Source organism: Asticcacaulis solisilvae, assembly GCF_052327315.1.
GTDB lineage: Bacteria > Pseudomonadota > Alphaproteobacteria > Caulobacterales > Caulobacteraceae > Asticcacaulis > Asticcacaulis solisilvae_B.
Genome location: NZ_CP166196.1, coordinates 2,677,607 through 2,691,773 on the forward strand (window position 1 = coordinate 2,677,607; position 14,167 = coordinate 2,691,773).

12 protein-coding genes are annotated in these 14,167 nt (G+C 63.9%); 8 read left to right on the top strand and 4 right to left on the bottom strand.

The window, feature by feature from the left end; translation table 11 throughout:
* Positions 1-31 precede the first annotated feature (31 nt).
* The 8 genes from AB8717_RS12685 (at position 32) to AB8717_RS12720 (ending at position 8,805) form a co-directional block, all read left to right on the top strand.
* Positions 32-1,537 (top strand): replicative DNA helicase, encoded by a 1,506-nt coding sequence (locus tag AB8717_RS12685; RefSeq protein WP_443747695.1) that lies wholly within the window; start codon positions 32-34, stop codon positions 1,535-1,537.
* Complete coding sequence (locus AB8717_RS12690; protein ID WP_443747696.1) at positions 1,537-1,857, top strand: hypothetical protein; 321 nt, start codon at positions 1,537-1,539, stop codon at positions 1,855-1,857. Before AB8717_RS12685 ends, AB8717_RS12690 begins: the two co-directional genes overlap by 1 nt.
* 66 nt (positions 1,858-1,923) lie before the next feature.
* The gene (alr, locus tag AB8717_RS12695) at positions 1,924-2,991 is read left to right on the top strand and encodes an alanine racemase (RefSeq protein ID WP_443747697.1); all 1,068 of its coding nucleotides are present in this window, start codon (positions 1,924-1,926) and stop codon (positions 2,989-2,991) included.
* Positions 2,992-3,051: 60 nt separating this feature from the next.
* The gene (radA, locus tag AB8717_RS12700; RefSeq protein ID WP_443747698.1) at positions 3,052-4,422 is read left to right on the top strand and encodes a DNA repair protein RadA; all 1,371 of its coding nucleotides are present in this window, start codon (positions 3,052-3,054) and stop codon (positions 4,420-4,422) included.
* 82 nt (positions 4,423-4,504) lie between these two features.
* Positions 4,505-5,002, top strand: coding sequence for a CvpA family protein (locus AB8717_RS12705; protein WP_443747699.1), 498 nt, complete (start codon positions 4,505-4,507; stop codon positions 5,000-5,002).
* 62 nt (positions 5,003-5,064) lie between these two features.
* Entirely contained in the window at positions 5,065-6,576 is a 1,512-nt protein-coding gene (gene purF, locus AB8717_RS12710) for an amidophosphoribosyltransferase (RefSeq protein ID WP_443747700.1), read from the top strand.
* 88 nt (positions 6,577-6,664) lie between these two features.
* On the top strand, positions 6,665-7,420 hold the full coding sequence (locus AB8717_RS12715; protein ID WP_443747701.1) for an SDR family NAD(P)-dependent oxidoreductase: 756 nt from the start codon (positions 6,665-6,667) through the stop codon (positions 7,418-7,420).
* Between the two features lie 62 nt (positions 7,421-7,482).
* Positions 7,483-8,805 (top strand): aminotransferase class III-fold pyridoxal phosphate-dependent enzyme, encoded by a 1,323-nt coding sequence (locus tag AB8717_RS12720; protein ID WP_443747702.1) that lies wholly within the window; start codon positions 7,483-7,485, stop codon positions 8,803-8,805.
* On the opposite strand, the gene AB8717_RS12725 is transcribed toward AB8717_RS12720, so the two are convergent.
* The 4 genes from AB8717_RS12725 to AB8717_RS12740 are packed head-to-tail and all read right to left on the bottom strand — an operon-like array spanning position 8,802 to position 13,826.
* Entirely contained in the window at positions 8,802-9,278 is a 477-nt protein-coding gene (locus tag AB8717_RS12725; protein ID WP_443747703.1) for a GNAT family N-acetyltransferase, read from the bottom strand. The genes AB8717_RS12720 and AB8717_RS12725 overlap by 4 nt on opposite strands.
* Positions 9,271-9,753, bottom strand: coding sequence for a hypothetical protein (locus AB8717_RS12730; protein ID WP_443747704.1), 483 nt, complete (start codon positions 9,751-9,753; stop codon positions 9,271-9,273). The genes AB8717_RS12725 and AB8717_RS12730 overlap by 8 nt, the downstream gene beginning before the upstream one ends.
* A gap of 36 nt (positions 9,754-9,789) precedes the next feature.
* Positions 9,790-11,406 (bottom strand): ribosome biogenesis GTPase Der, encoded by a 1,617-nt coding sequence (der, locus tag AB8717_RS12735; protein WP_443747705.1) that lies wholly within the window; start codon positions 11,404-11,406, stop codon positions 9,790-9,792.
* 41 nt (positions 11,407-11,447) lie between these two features.
* Entirely contained in the window at positions 11,448-13,826 is a 2,379-nt protein-coding gene (locus AB8717_RS12740; protein WP_443750886.1) for a penicillin-binding protein 1A, read from the bottom strand.
* Positions 13,827-14,167: the final 341 nt, after the last annotated feature.

Sequence of the window (14,167 nt, forward strand, 5' to 3'; positions counted from 1 at the left end):
TCATGCCACACTTCCTGCTTTAAGCTTTATCATGCCGACCATGCTGGATAGTCCCTTCCCCCTCACCGCTTCAGGCGGCTCAGACGGCACCTTGCCGCCCACCCTGCCGCACAATCTGGAAGCGGAGCAGGCGCTCATCGGCTGCCTGATGTTCGACAACGGCGCCTATGAACGCCTGTACGACGGCCTGCAGGCCCAGCACTTCTACGAGCCCTTCCACCAGCGCCTGTTCTCGATGATCGAGGAGCAGATCCGCGTCGGCCACCTGGCCGAGCCGATCACCATGCTCGACAAGTTCAAGAACGACCAGGCCTTCCAGGACCTGGGCGGCATCCGCTACTTCGCCGACCTGGTCGACCGCGCCCCGCCGGCGGCCAATGCCAACGACTATGCCCGCGTCATCTACGACCTGGCCATCCGCCGCAACCTGATCCGCCTGGGCGGCGAGATCGCCAAATCGGCCGCTACCGACAATGCCGCCGCGCGCGAACAGATCGAAGTCGCCGAAGCGCAACTGTTCGCCATGGCGGAAAAGGGCGCGTCCTCGACCGGCTTCGTCCCCTTTTCCGAGGCCGTTTCGACCGCGCTTCAGGTCGCCGAAGAAGCCTTCCACCGCGACGGCGGCCTGGCGGGTACCGCCACGCGCCTGGCCGACCTCGACAAGCAGATCGGCGGCCTGCACAAGTCCGACCTGATTATCCTGGCCGGCCGTCCCTCGATGGGGAAGACGGCGCTCGCCACCAACATCGCCATGAACGTGGCGCGCAACTATCGTTACGAGCCGCAGCCGGACGGCACGCGCAAGACCGCCGACGGCGGCGTCGTCGCCTTCTACTCGCTCGAAATGTCGGCCGACCAATTGGCGACGCGTCTGCTGGCCGATGCGTCGGGCGTGTCGGGCGACCGCCTGCGCAAGGGCGAGATCGACATGAGCGAGTTCGCGCGCCTGAAGGAAGCCGCCATGGAGATCGGCGCCTCGCCGCTCTATATCGACGATACCGGCGGTATCTCGCTGGCCAAGCTGACGGCGCGCGCTCGCCGTCTGAAACGCACGGTCGGCCTCGACTGCATCATCGTCGACTACCTTCAGCTCGTCACGGTCGGCGAGGCCGGCGGCGCCATGAACCGCGTGCAGGAAGTCTCGACCATCACCATGGGGCTGAAATCGCTGGCCAAGGAACTGGCCGTGCCGGTCATCGCCCTGTCGCAGCTGTCGCGTCAGGTCGAACAGCGCGACGACAAGCGCCCGCAGCTCAGCGACCTTCGCGAATCGGGCTCGATCGAACAGGACGCCGATATCGTCATGTTCGTGTACCGCGAAAGCTATTATCTCGGCCGCGCCGAGCCGCGCGAAGGCACCGAAGAGCACCTGAAGTGGCAGGAGGACATGGACCGCGTGCGCGGCACCGCCGAGGTCATCATCGGCAAGCAGCGTCACGGCCCCATCGGCACGGTCCGTCTGTCGTTCGACGAGAATGTGACGCGCTTCGGCAATCTGGCGAATCCCGAACGGTATGCCTCCTATTCGAATGAATAATGTCAGGCGGCGGTATTCCGTATATATTGAACAAAATCGCCGCTTGGATAGCCCTCGCCGCGGTGGTCCTGCTGGTAATTTCCTTCCTGCTGCCTTACGTCGTCTCGCATCAGGGCGAACGACCGATGATTGATGCGCCGGGGGTTCTTATCAATGGCGAATGCTGCACGGAAGCGCCTTGGCATTACATTCAGCGCGTCCTTTGGCTTCCAGTCGTCCCCCTGCTTACGCTCGTCAGCCTGGCTATCTGGGCCGTGGCCGTGATCGTCGGCCTGTATCGCCGAATTCGTATAAAACCGACCGGCTCCGGCCGCCCATAGAGCACATTCTCGTAAAGCACTGAGATAGCGCTTTTCCCTTTTGCGGTGCCGTGTTACGCGCCGGATATGCTGACCCGACCTTCAGACGCCACGGCTACGGCCCGCCTGGACATCGACCTTTCCGCGCTGCTGCACAATTACCAGACGCTGCGGCAACGCGCCGGCACGGCCGAGGTCGCGCCGGTCGTCAAGGCCGACGGTTACGGCCTTGGCGCCGGTCCGATCGCCGGGCACCTGGCCCGCAACGGCGCCAGGACCTTTTTCGTGGCGCGCCTGTCGGAAGGCGTCGACCTGCGCAAGGCGCTGGGCGCCGGCCCCGTCATCTATGTCCTCGACGGACTGAGCGATCCCTCCGTCTTCTCGGCCCACGACCTGAGACCGGTCATCAACACGGCCGAACAGTATCAACGATGGATTTCGGCGCCGGACACACTCGCCGCCGCGCTCCATATCGATACCGGCATGAACCGGCTGGGTGTGCGCGCAGGCGATCTCGACGCCCTGCCCGCTCGCGGCCGCCGGCCGCTGACGCTGGTCATGAGCCATCTGGTCTGCGGCGACGAACCCAACAGCCCCATTAATCCTCAACAGTTGACGGCGTTCAGGCAGATCATCGAACGCTTCCCCGGCGTCCCACGCTCGCTCGCCAACAGCGGCGGCCATTTCCTTGGCCCCGACTACGCTTTCGACCTGACGCGCCCGGGCATCAGCCTCTATGGCGGCGGACCGTTCGGCAAGACCGTGCCCGATATCCGCCAGGTCGCCACCCTGAAAGCCCAGGTGCTGCAGGTCGGCCCTATCGACGCCGGCGAAACCGTCGGCTACGGCGCCTCTTTCAAGGCGCGGAATCCCATGTGGATCGCCACGCTCGGCATCGGCTATGCCGATGGTCTGATGCGCAGCTTCGGCGCCTACGGCTTCGCCACTGTCAACGGTGAACGACGGCACCTGGCAGGCCGTATCTCGATGGACCTGTGCTGCCTCGACGTCACCGACCTCGATGTCGCAGTCGGCGATCTCGTCGAAATCCTCGGTCCCGCCCAGCCGGTCGACGAGGTCGCGCACGCCTCTTCCACCATCAGCTACGAGATCCTGACGCGCATCGCGCCGCGCGTTGAACGGCACTACATCTAAACCCTTGACACCCGCGCCAAACGGGAACATATGCGGAACATTACGTATTGAAGGTGTTCCATGGCCCGTGATTCCGCTGTCTATGTCTGCCAGGCCTGTGGCAGCGTCCATAACAAGTGGGCCGGCCAGTGTTCGTCCTGCCAGGCGTGGAACACGCTTGTACAGGAAGCCTTCTCGACTCCGCCCGGCGGCCTGAAGCCCGAAGCCGGCAAGATTTCCCGCCTGAACAAACTTCAGTTCGAGACGCTCGACAGCATAGACGAAGCGCCGGAACGGATGATCACCGGCATCGAGGAATTCGACCGCGTGTGCGGCGGCGGCATCGTGCCGGGCTCGGCCATCCTGATCGCCGGCGACCCGGGCGTCGGCAAGTCGACCCTGCTGTTGCAGGTCACCGCCCAGGCGGCGTCGAAGGGCCTGCGCGTCGCCTATATCTCGGGCGAAGAAGCGGTGGAACAGATTCGCGGGCGCGCGGCGCGCATGGGGCTGTCCAAGGCGCCGGTCGAGCTGGCGACCGAGACGGGGCTGCGCGCCATCCTCGAGGCCCTGAAGCGCGAGCCCTTCGACCTCGTCATCATCGATTCGATCCAGACCCTGTGGAGCGACGCCGTGGAGGCGGCGCAGGGCTCGGTGTCGCAGGTCCGCGCCTGCGCCGGCGAACTGGTGCGCCTGGCCAAGAAGAAGCGCACTTCGGTCATCCTGGTCGGCCACGTCACCAAGGAAGGCCAGATCGCCGGGCCGCGCGTCGTCGAGCACATGGTCGATGCCGTGCTGTCCTTTGAGGGCGAGCGCGGCTATCCGTTCCGGATCCTGCGCGGCACCAAGAACCGCTTCGGCGCCACCGACGAAATCGGTGTCTTCGAAATGGGTGATTCCGGCCTGCGCGAAGTGCCCAATCCTTCCGCCCTTTTCCTCGGCGACCGGCACGAGCGGGCCTCGGGTTCCGCGGTCTTCGCCGGCATCGAAGGCTCACGGCCTGTCCTCGTCGAGGTCCAGGCCCTGGTGGCGCCATCGGCCTACGGCACGCCGCGCCGCGCCGTCGTCGGCTGGGATTCGGGGCGCCTGGCCATGATCCTGGCGGTGCTGGAGGCGCGCTGCGGCGTGTCCTTCGCCCAGAAGGACGTCTATCTCAACGTCGCCGGCGGCCTGCGCGTCTCGGAACCCGCCGCCGACCTGTGCGCCGCCATGGCGCTGGTCTCGGCCCTGACCGATACGGCCCTGCCGCACGACTGCGTCGTCTTCGGCGAAATCAGCCTGTCGGGCGAGGTCCGTACCGTCAGCCGCACCGAAGCGCGCCTCAAGGAGGCCCTGAAGCTCGGTTTCGCCAGCGCGATATCGGCACAGAACGCCATGGATAATCCGCCGCTGAAACTGCGCGGATTCAATACCTTGAGCGATGCCATCAGCCAGCTGGTGCCGGCGGATGCATGACGGACCGTTGTTAACCAAACCGATTGATGTTATCCAATAGGCCGGGCGATGTGCCGTTACGCGTAAACCTCCGGGGGCTTGAATGACGCTGTACGACCTTATTTTCCTGGCCATGCTGGCAGTCTTCTGCTTCTACGGCTTCTCGACCGGGGCCCTGCGCCAGGTCGTCAACCTGCTCTCCTTCTTCATCGCCATCACCCTGTCGGCGATTTCGCGCAACTTCATGGCGCGGGCCTTCCACCTCGACACCATCACGGCCTATGTCGCCGCCTTTATCGTCTTCGTCGCCCTGTTCATCGGCATCCGCTATCTCGGTCATGCCCTGTCGGACAAGCTCCACAAGCAGAAGGCTGCCGGCTATGTCGACCGCGGCCTGGGCGTTGCGGTCGGAGTGCTCTGGACCCTGACGATTTTGGGCGTATTCCATTTGATTTTCTCGTACGTAACGCCTATTGAGCGCCAACCGCGATGGTTCGTCGACGCCAAGATCCATCCGCTTAGCGTCCAATGCGCCAAGACCATCCAGGCCGTCCTGCCGAAAGGCACCGGAATGGCCGACAAGGTGGCGCCGGAAGTGTAAAATCAAGATTCTGTCCCTATATTGCGGGTTCAGTGTCTTTCGCGTTTTTGAAAAGAGCAGTCATGTCGTTTGAGCCCGCCGGCCTGTCCGATCTTACCGATACCCAGAGTGTTTCCCGTGACAGGGATGACGACCGGCCCCGCCTCGAGTGCGGGGTTTTCGGTATCCATGGCATGGCGGACGCCAGCGCCGTCGCCGTCCTCGGGCTGCACGCCCTGCAACACCGCGGCCAGGAAGCCTGCGGCGTCGCCTCGTGCGACGGCCGCCGTTTCTATACCGAGCGCCAGCACGGACTGGTCGGCGACGTCTTCACCAGCCACGACCTGACGACCAAGCTGCCCGGCAATGCAGCCATCGGCCACACACGCTATTCGACGGCGGGCGGTTCGTTCATCCGCAACGTCCAGCCGATGTTCGCCGACCTCGATTCCGGCGGCATCGCCATTGCCCACAACGGCAATCTCACCAATTTCATGCACCTGCGGACCAAGCTGGTCGCCGAGGGCTCCATCTTCCAGTCGACCTCCGATTCGGAGGTCATTTTGCATCTGATCGCCCGTTCGCGGCAGTTGAAGATCATCGACCGTTTCCTGGAAGCCCTGGCCCACCTCGAGGGCGGCTTCGCCCTGGTGGCCCTGACCCGCAAGATGCTGATCGGCGCGCGCGACCCGCTGGGCATCCGCCCGCTGGTCATCGGCAAGCTGGCCGGCTCCTACGTTCTCGCCTCGGAAACCTGCGCGCTCGACATGATCGGCGCGACTTTCGTGCGCGATGTCGAGCACGGCGAAGTCGTACAGATCGACGAGCATGGCCTGAAGTCGTTCAAGCCGTTCGACGCCCGCAGCGCCCGCCCCTGCCTGTTCGAATATGTCTACTTCGCCCGTCCCGACTCGGTGGTGAACGGCAAGTCGGTCTATGAGGTCCGCAAGGCCATGGGCCGCCAGCTGGCGCTGGAACATCCGGCCGACGCCGACATCGTCGTCCCCGTCCCCGATTCGGGCGTGCCGGCCTCGCTCGGCTTCTCGGAACAGTCGGGCCTGCCGTTCGAGCTTGGCATCATCCGCAACCACTATGTCGGCCGTACCTTTATCCAGCCGACCCAGAACATCCGCGACCTGGGCGTGCGCAAGAAGCACTCGCCCAACCGCGTCGTGCTGGAAGGCAAGCGCGTCATCCTGATCGACGACTCGATCGTGCGCGGCACGACCTCGGTCAAGATCGTGCGCATGGTGCGCGAAGCCGGCGCCAAGGAAGTCCACCTGCGCTCGGCCTCACCGCCCATCATGTTCCCGGACTTCTACGGCATCGATATGCCCGACCGCGACAAGCTGATGGCCGCCAACCACAGCCTGGAAGAGATGCGCCAGATGCTGGAATGCGATTCACTTGGCTTCCTGTCGGTCGACGGCCTCTACAAGGCCATGGGGCATAACCGCCGCGATCCGGAAAGCCCGCAGTTCACCGACCATTATTTTACCGGCGACTATCCGACGCGTCTCACCGACCGCGAAAATGCGCTGGATGAGGCGGACTCGCCCGGTCACCAGCTGTCGCTGCTGGCCAGCGCCAACTAATACCCGCCGCGAAGTCCCACTTCGCGGCATTCTTTTGTAAACAGGCGCCGCGAAGGTCTTAGCGGCCTTTCCTTTAAAGAGCCCGGACATGTCTCTTCTCTCGCCCACGCAAACAGGACGCATCGCCCTTGTGACCGGCGCCTCGCGCGGGATCGGCCGCGCCTGCGCCCTCGGTCTGGCCCGCGCCGGCGCCCAGGTCATCGCCTGCGCGCGCTCGAAGGCCGGCCTGGAAGAGCTGGATGACGAAATCTTCGCAGCCACGGGCCAGCACGCCACGCTGATCCCGTTCGACATCACCGACGGTGACGCCTGCGACCGCCTGTCGGCCGCCCTGCTCGACCGCTTCGGCCGCGTCGACACCTTCGTACACTGCGCGGCGATCCTGGGCCAGCTCAGCCCTGTCACGCACCACGAACCCAAGGACTTCGACAAGATCGTGGCTGTCAACCTGACGGCCACCTGGCGGCTGCTCCGCGCGCTGGAGCCGTTGCTGCGCCAGTCGCAAACCGGCCGCGCCGTCTTCCTGACGACCGGCGCCACCGCCACGCGCGGCCGCGCCTTCTGGGGGCCTTACGGCGCCACCAAAGCCGCCATGGAAAGCCTGGTCCGGTCGTGGGCCGACGAAATCGAGATCACGCCGATCCGCGCCGCCATCGTGTCGCCGGGCGCCATGCGCACCCGCATGCGCGCCTCGGCCTTCCCCGGCGAAGACCCTATGTCGCTGCCGCATCCCGACGCCTTCGTGCCGCTGATGCTCGAACTGGCCGATCCGACGCGCGAACCGCCACTCGACACGGTCGACTTCCGCGACTGGCAAGCGGCGCACTCGCAACAGATTGCCTAATTATTTTTACAATCTGTTCGATTTAACTTTCAATTTGTAAATTTTGACGTTCATATAGACTTATGAACGCCAATTCCCGTATGCGCAGCGCCAACATGCTGGCCGAACTGTCCAACTATGTCATCGCCGAACCCTACCCGTTCTGCGTCGATCTCGAACGGTCGCGCGGCATGACGCTGGCCACGGTCGACGGCGATATGATCTTCGACTGGTGCGGCCTCTATGGTTCGAAGCTGATCGGCTACAACCATCCGCGCCTGTTCGAGCCGGACTATGTCAGGCAACTGGTCCTGGCCGCCAATACCAAGATGGCCAATCCCGACTTCCTGACGCCGCAGTGCCTGGATTATTATCGGCTGCTGCATCGCCTTGCGCCGAAATGCATGGCCCGCAACGGGCGCGTCGAGGTCTACGCCGTCAATTCCGGCGCCGAAGCCGTGGAGAACATGATGAAATACCTCATCAATCTCCACCATCACAAACAGCGCGCGCGCGGGCATAATACGCTCAATCACCGCTTCATCTATTTCGACCAGGCCTTCCACGGCCGCACCGTCTACACGCTCAACATCACCAAGCTGAGCAACGATCCCATCGCCACGCGCGACTTCCACGGCCTGATCCAGGGCAATCTGCAAATGCCCTTCCCGGAGTTCGACGCGCGCCGGTCGGATGCCGAAAACGACCACGAAGTCGATGTCGTGCTGAACAACCTCGAACTCGTCATGCGCCACCACGGCGATGAGATCAGCGGCGTCATCCTGGAGCCCCTGCAAGGCGCCGGCGGCCATCGCCTGGCCCTGCCGCGCTTTTATCGCGGCCTTTCGGAGCTTTGCCACCGCTACGACATCGGCTGGGGGCTCGACGAGGTCCAGACCTCGGGCGGACAGACCGGCGACGTCTTCGCCATCGACCTGTTCGACGTCCCCTACCCGCCGCAGGCCGTGGCCGTCGCCAAGAAGTTCGGCAACGGCGCGGTCTACATGCTCAATCCCATGGAGGATATAGGCGTGCTCGACTCGACCTGGGGCGGGGCGTTGACCGACATGGTGCGCTTCGTCGCGGAGTGGAAGATCGTCGAGGACGAGGGCCTGCTCGAAGCCGTGCCGGAAAAGACCGCGCATCTGGTTGCCGGACTTCAGGCCCTGGTGGCACGCTTCCCGGGAAAGATAAGCAATGTTCGAGGCCTCGGCCTCTATCAGGGGTTTACGGTCATGGGCGCCGGCAACAAGGGCCGGCTTGTCGATCTGGCGCTGGAGACAGAAAGCCTGCTGTTGCTCGGCGCGGGTTCCGACAGCATCCGTTTCCGTCCGCCGCTCGACGTCACATTGGCCGATATCGACGAACTGATGATCCGCCTCGGCCGTGTGCTGGAACGGCTTTAAAGCCTGCATTCGAAATAGCGTACGCTCTTGCCGCTGTCGAAGGCCTGCTCACCTATAGCGGCGAAGCCCAGACGCTCATGGAAGGCCAGCGACGTAGGGTTAGGCGGGACGGCATTGACCTCGGCGACGACGCGCTCGAAGCCGGAAGCCTTGGCGTCTTTGAACATGCGCTCGTATAGCGCGCGCCCCAGCCCTTGCCCGTGCGCCGAGGCGGCAATCACAATACGATCGACATAGGCGAAACGATCGAAGCGCGCCTTGAACCACAGGAAGTTCGGGCTTTGGTAGTCGGCGCCCTGGTCCATGCCGATCAGAAAACCAGCCGCCGGCGGCACCGCATAGCCGAAACGCGCCTGGCCAATGAGCCGCGTCCAGTCGTCTTCCGACTGGTACGAGGTCTCAGCGGCGAAGGCGTTATTCAGGGTTCGCAGGTCGTCTTGCGAGGCAGATTGGAGGGCGACGATTTCAGCCATGCTCAGGTCGGATAGATTTCAATGCCCTTGAGGCTCGCCATTGCAAATTGTCTTCGGCGCTTCCGGAGGCCGCCTCGTCGCCGCTATAACCTTCCGCGAGATGTTCCAATGCCGCGATGAATTCCGGGCGATTCATCGCCAGAACCTCAATCCCCCACGCGGCGTCGTATTGCACCCAAGGCTCAGCATCGTTCAGGCCTCGTAACAGCAAAGCCGCCATTGCATCCGCATCGTAAGCCGTCTTCCCCATGAACTTAATCATGAGGAAGAACACCCGACGCACGTGAAGGCTTTCATGCCCCGGCAGTACCCGCGCGGTCACGGCGATTGTATTTTCTCTGTCCTTAAGATCAGAAAGCGAACTGGCTAGGCGGAGAATTTCAACCGGCATGATGACCGTCCGCGTGCTCAGCGCAACGGTCATCTCGATCAAATGCTCAATCTTGCTTTTGAACAGCTTCCGAAACAGATTCATTCCGCCCTCAAAACGAGATCTTGACCACTTAGCGATCTATCGCCGTCCGCCCGGCTTGCCGCTACGCCCGCCAGGACCGGCGGCGCCGGGCTTGGTGCTGGGGCCGGAAGGCTTCGCGCGGAAGCTCTTGACCTTGGCGGCTTCGGAGCGCGGCTTGGCCTTGACCGTCGCCTTCGGCTTAGCCGCAGGGGCCGTGCCCTTCGGCTTTTGCCGCACGCGGCCGGGGTGCGCCGGCTTTTCTCCGGGTTTGGCTTTGGACCGGCTGCGCACCCGTGTCGGGCCGACATAGCCGCCGTCTTCCGCCGCCAGCGGATTGGCATTGGCCTTGACCGTCAAACGGATCGGCACACCCGGCAGGTCGAACGACTCGCGTAAAGAATTGATCAGATAGCGGCGATAATGGTCCGGCATGGCGTAGGCACGCGACGCGAACAGCACGAAGGTCGGCGGCCGCCCCTTGGTCTGCGCCATGTATTTCGGCTTGATACGCTTGCCATCGACCGCGGGGGGCGGATGGCGCTGCACGGCCAGGGCCAGCCAGTCGTTGAGGTCGCGCGTCTTTACCTTGGCCGACCAGTTCTTGTAGGTCTTGAGCACCGCCGGCATCAGCCGGTCGACGCCGCGGCCGGTAGCGCCCGACAGGGTCACCAGCGGCGTGCCGCGCAGCTGAGGCAGCATACGCTCGGACGTCTCGAGGATTTCGGCCAGGCGCGCCTGCGGCTCGTCGACCAGGTCCCATTTGGAAATGACATAGATCAGGGCGCGGCCTTCGCGCTCGACCAGGTCGGCGATCTGCAGGTCCTGGGTCTCGAAGGCGTTGGCCTCGTCCATGACCAGAACCACGACTTCGGCGAAGGTAATGGCGCGGATGGTGTCGGCGGTGGACAGCTTCTCCAGCTTTTCCTGCACGCGCGCCTTACGGCGCAGGCCGGCCGTATCGACCAGGCGAATCTGGCGGCCCTCATACTCCCACTCGACGCTGATCGAGTCGCGCGTGATCCCGGCCTCGGGCCCGGTCAGCAGGCGGTCTTCGCCGAGGATGCGGTTGATCAGGGTCGACTTGCCGGCATTGGGACGGCCGATGATGGCAATGCGGATCGGCTTGGTGTCGTCGTCCTCGTCGCCCTCTTCTTCGGCGCCGATATAGTCGCCTTCGATAAGCTGGCGATAGCGCTCCGTCGCCTCGTAGAGCTCGGAAATACCCTCGCCGTGCTCGGCCGACAGGTGGATCGGCTCACCGAAGCCGAGCACGCGCGCTTCTTCGGCAGTGGCGGCGGCCTGATGGCCTTCGGCCTTGTTGGCGATCATGATGACCGGCCGGTCTCGCTTGCGCAGGATGTCGGCAAAGATGCGATCGAGCGGCGTCACGCCTTCGCGCGCATCGACGACGAAGAAGGCGACGTCGCATTCCTCGATCGCCTTTTCGGTCTGCTGGCGCATACGCGCCTCGAGGCTCTCGTCGGTCAGGTCTTCGAAACCGGCCGTGTCGATCAGCTCCAGCGGGATGTCGCCCAGCTGGCCGGTGGCATAGCGGCGGTCGCGCGTGACGCCTGGCCGGTCATCGACGATGGCCAGCTTCTTGCCGACAAGGCGGTTAAACAGGGTCGATTTGCCGACATTGGGCCGGCCGACGATAGCAACTTTCAAAGGCATTCCGGCCTTATAGCCGAAATGCCTGTAATCGCCACCTTATTCTAATAGAGGTCATCCGGTGACTTCTTGTTGCCCGTCGACGGCGGGGTTTCGTCCCCGGCCGGCGGCGCCTCGTCGTTGCCGCCCTTCCAGGTGTCGAGATAGGGCTTGGGCCCGTCCTCGTCCGGCGAAGAGGTGTAATGCGGCTCGGTCCCCGGCTTGAACGCTTCCTGGATACCGCGGACATAGGCGAAGGTCGCGTCGCGCGGCACGTTGAAGTCGCGCGGCGGCTTCTTGGCATAGGCCTGCTTCATGAAGTCGATCCAGATCGGCAGGGCCGCGACCGCGCCGGTTTCGTGTTCGCCCAGCGAGCGGTTGTCGTCGAAGCCGACATAGACGCCGACGACCAGGTCCGACGTGAAGCCCATGAACCAGGCGGAGCGGAACTCGTTGGTCGTGCCGGTCTTGCCACCGATGGGGAAGCCGAGGGAATGCGCCGCCGCCGCCGTGCCGCGAATGGTCACGCCCTGCAGGAAGGTGTTCATCTGATAGGCGGTGATCGGGTCCATGACCTGAACGCCCTGTTGCAGCAGACGCGGGCTTTCGAGACCGTCGAAGGCGTCGGTGCACGCGGCAGGACACTGGCGCTCGTCGGCGCGGTAGATGACCTTGCCGTCGCGGTCCTGAACCTCGTCGATCAGGTGGGGTTTCACGCGCTTGCCGCCGTTGACGAACATCGAATAGGCGGTGGCCAAGCGATAGGGCTGGACTTCGCCTGCGCCCAGCACCATCGACATTTCCGCCGGCATACTGTCGAGCACGCCATAGTCGTTGACGATCTTCTGGGTGATCGGCTTGATGCCGACCTTCTGCGCCAGGTGCACGGTCATCAGGTTGCGCGACAGCTCGATACCACGGCGGATCGGCTGGGGTCCCATGAAGTCGTGCTCGTAATTCTCGGGCTGCCACAGCTTGCCGTCGCCGCCCATCATCGAAACGGGCGAGTCCTCGACGATCGACGCCGGGGTGAAGTCCTTTTCCAGCGCCACGGCGTAGACGAAGGGCTTGATCGACGAGCCCGGCTGGCGCTGGGCCTGGGTGGCGCGGTTGAACTTGGACAGCGAGAACGAATAGCCGCCGACCATGGCCTCGATACGGCCGGAATAGGGATCGACCGCGACCAGGGCGCCGTTGACGATCGGCACCTGGCGCAGGCGGTAGACGCCCTTTTCCACTTGTTCCACGAAGACGAGGTCGCCGGTCTTCAGGCCGCGTCCGGCCTGCGCCCAGGCCAGGTCGTCGCTGCGGATCGTTCCGGAACCGCCGTCGATCGCACGCACCGAACCGCCCTTGCTGATCAGGCCGACCTGCCAGTTCGGACGTTCGGCCGGGATGCGGGCGTTCTGCGGCAGGCCGTCGAAGGCCGACTCGGCGTCCTTTTCCCAGTTGTCGCTGACGGTGATATTGCCCCATGCGCCGCGCCAGCCATGGCGGCGGTCGTACATTTCAAGGCCGTTCATCAGGGCCTGCAAGGCCGTGGTCTGCAGGCGCGGATCCAGCGTCGTCTTGACGTAATAGCCCTTGGTGTAGATGGCGTCGTGGTCGGCGAACAGGGACTTGGCGCGGCGCTCCACTTCCGACACGAAGAAGTCGGCGTCGTGGTACTTGGCGCGCTCGGGCTTGGCCTGGATGACCAGGTCTTCCTGCATGGCGGTCTGGGCTTCGGCCTTGGGTACCCAGCCGGCGCGGACCATTTCGCCCAACACCCAGTTGCGGCGGGCGATGGCCTGTTCCTTGTGGTTCGAGGGGCGGTAATTCTCCGGCCCCTTAGGCAGGGCGCCGAGATAGCCGATTTCGGCCAGGCTCAGTTCGTCGACCGACTTGCCGAAATAGTTGAACGCCGCGGCGCCGACGCCGTACGAGCGATAGCCGAGATAGATGTCGTTGAGGTACAGTTCGAGGATCTGTTCCTTGGACAGCGAGTTTTCCAGACGCCGCGCCAGGATGACTTCCTTGAGCTTGCGGCCGAGCGTGCGCTCGTTGCCGAGCAGCAGGTTCTTGGCGACCTGCTGGGTGATGGTCGAACCGCCTTCGAAGCGGCGCCCGCGCGCCAGGTTGAAGATGTTCTTGCCCATGGCGCGCGACACGCCGCCGACATCGACGCCGTTGTGCTTGAAGAAGTCACGGTCTTCGGCGGCCATGAAGGCTTCGGCAAGGCGCGGCGGAATGCGGTTGTACGGGATATAGATGCGGCGTTCCTGGCCGTACTCGCCGATCAGCGTGCCGTCCCACGCGAAGACGCGCGCCGAGGTCACCGGGTGGAAATCGGCCAGTTGCGAGCCATCCGGCATGTCGTGGAACAGCCAGGCGGCATAGATGGCAACGGCGAAGCCGGCAAGACCGACGACGGACATCACCACGGCGCCGATCATGGCGAACATACGCTCGGACGACTTTACCAAACGACCTCCAACGGGCGGATATTTCCGGGAGGATAGGAAGCCATCATGCCCCCGTTCCCGTCTCCGTTCCCATTTACCAAATGCCGCCGCGAACGCAAAGCCATTCCGCGAAATTTCGCGGAGTGTTCAGCTGTGTGGCGAAATGGCCCAGGTCCGAGTCCGTCCGACGGTACGATTTAAAGTCTTCCTCGAAAGTGTCGAGGCGACGATCAATCTCTGCCAGTTGGTCCGCTGTCAGGCCGGAAACATCCTTGCGGGACATCGTTTTCATGGAGCGGATTGCAGCTCGCTCAAGCCCTCACGAACACGCCAAAGCAAAA

What these genes read in the sequence shown, in the direction of transcription:
- der (WP_443747705.1), bottom strand. Translation starts at nt 11,406, where the DNA reads ATGCCTTTGAAAGTTGCTATCGTCGGCCGGCCCAATGTCGGCAAATCG.
- AB8717_RS12725 (WP_443747703.1), bottom strand. Translation starts at nt 9,278, where the DNA reads ATGGCTGAAATCGTCGCCCTCCAATCTGCCTCGCAAGACGACCTGCGA.
- AB8717_RS12730 (WP_443747704.1), bottom strand. Translation starts at nt 9,753, where the DNA reads ATGAATCTGTTTCGGAAGCTGTTCAAAAGCAAGATTGAGCATTTGATC.
- AB8717_RS12740 (WP_443750886.1), bottom strand. Translation starts at nt 13,826, where the DNA reads ATGTTCGCCATGATCGGCGCCGTGGTGATGTCCGTCGTCGGTCTTGCC.
- alr (WP_443747697.1), top strand. Translation starts at nt 1,924, where the DNA reads ATGCTGACCCGACCTTCAGACGCCACGGCTACGGCCCGCCTGGACATC.
- AB8717_RS12690 (WP_443747696.1), top strand. Translation starts at nt 1,537, where the DNA reads ATGTCAGGCGGCGGTATTCCGTATATATTGAACAAAATCGCCGCTTGG.
- AB8717_RS12685 (WP_443747695.1), top strand. Translation starts at nt 32, where the DNA reads ATGCCGACCATGCTGGATAGTCCCTTCCCCCTCACCGCTTCAGGCGGC.
- AB8717_RS12720 (WP_443747702.1), top strand. Translation starts at nt 7,483, where the DNA reads ATGAACGCCAATTCCCGTATGCGCAGCGCCAACATGCTGGCCGAACTG.
- AB8717_RS12715 (WP_443747701.1), top strand. Translation starts at nt 6,665, where the DNA reads ATGTCTCTTCTCTCGCCCACGCAAACAGGACGCATCGCCCTTGTGACC.
- radA (WP_443747698.1), top strand. Translation starts at nt 3,052, where the DNA reads ATGGCCCGTGATTCCGCTGTCTATGTCTGCCAGGCCTGTGGCAGCGTC.
- AB8717_RS12705 (WP_443747699.1), top strand. Translation starts at nt 4,505, where the DNA reads ATGACGCTGTACGACCTTATTTTCCTGGCCATGCTGGCAGTCTTCTGC.
- purF (WP_443747700.1), top strand. Translation starts at nt 5,065, where the DNA reads ATGTCGTTTGAGCCCGCCGGCCTGTCCGATCTTACCGATACCCAGAGT.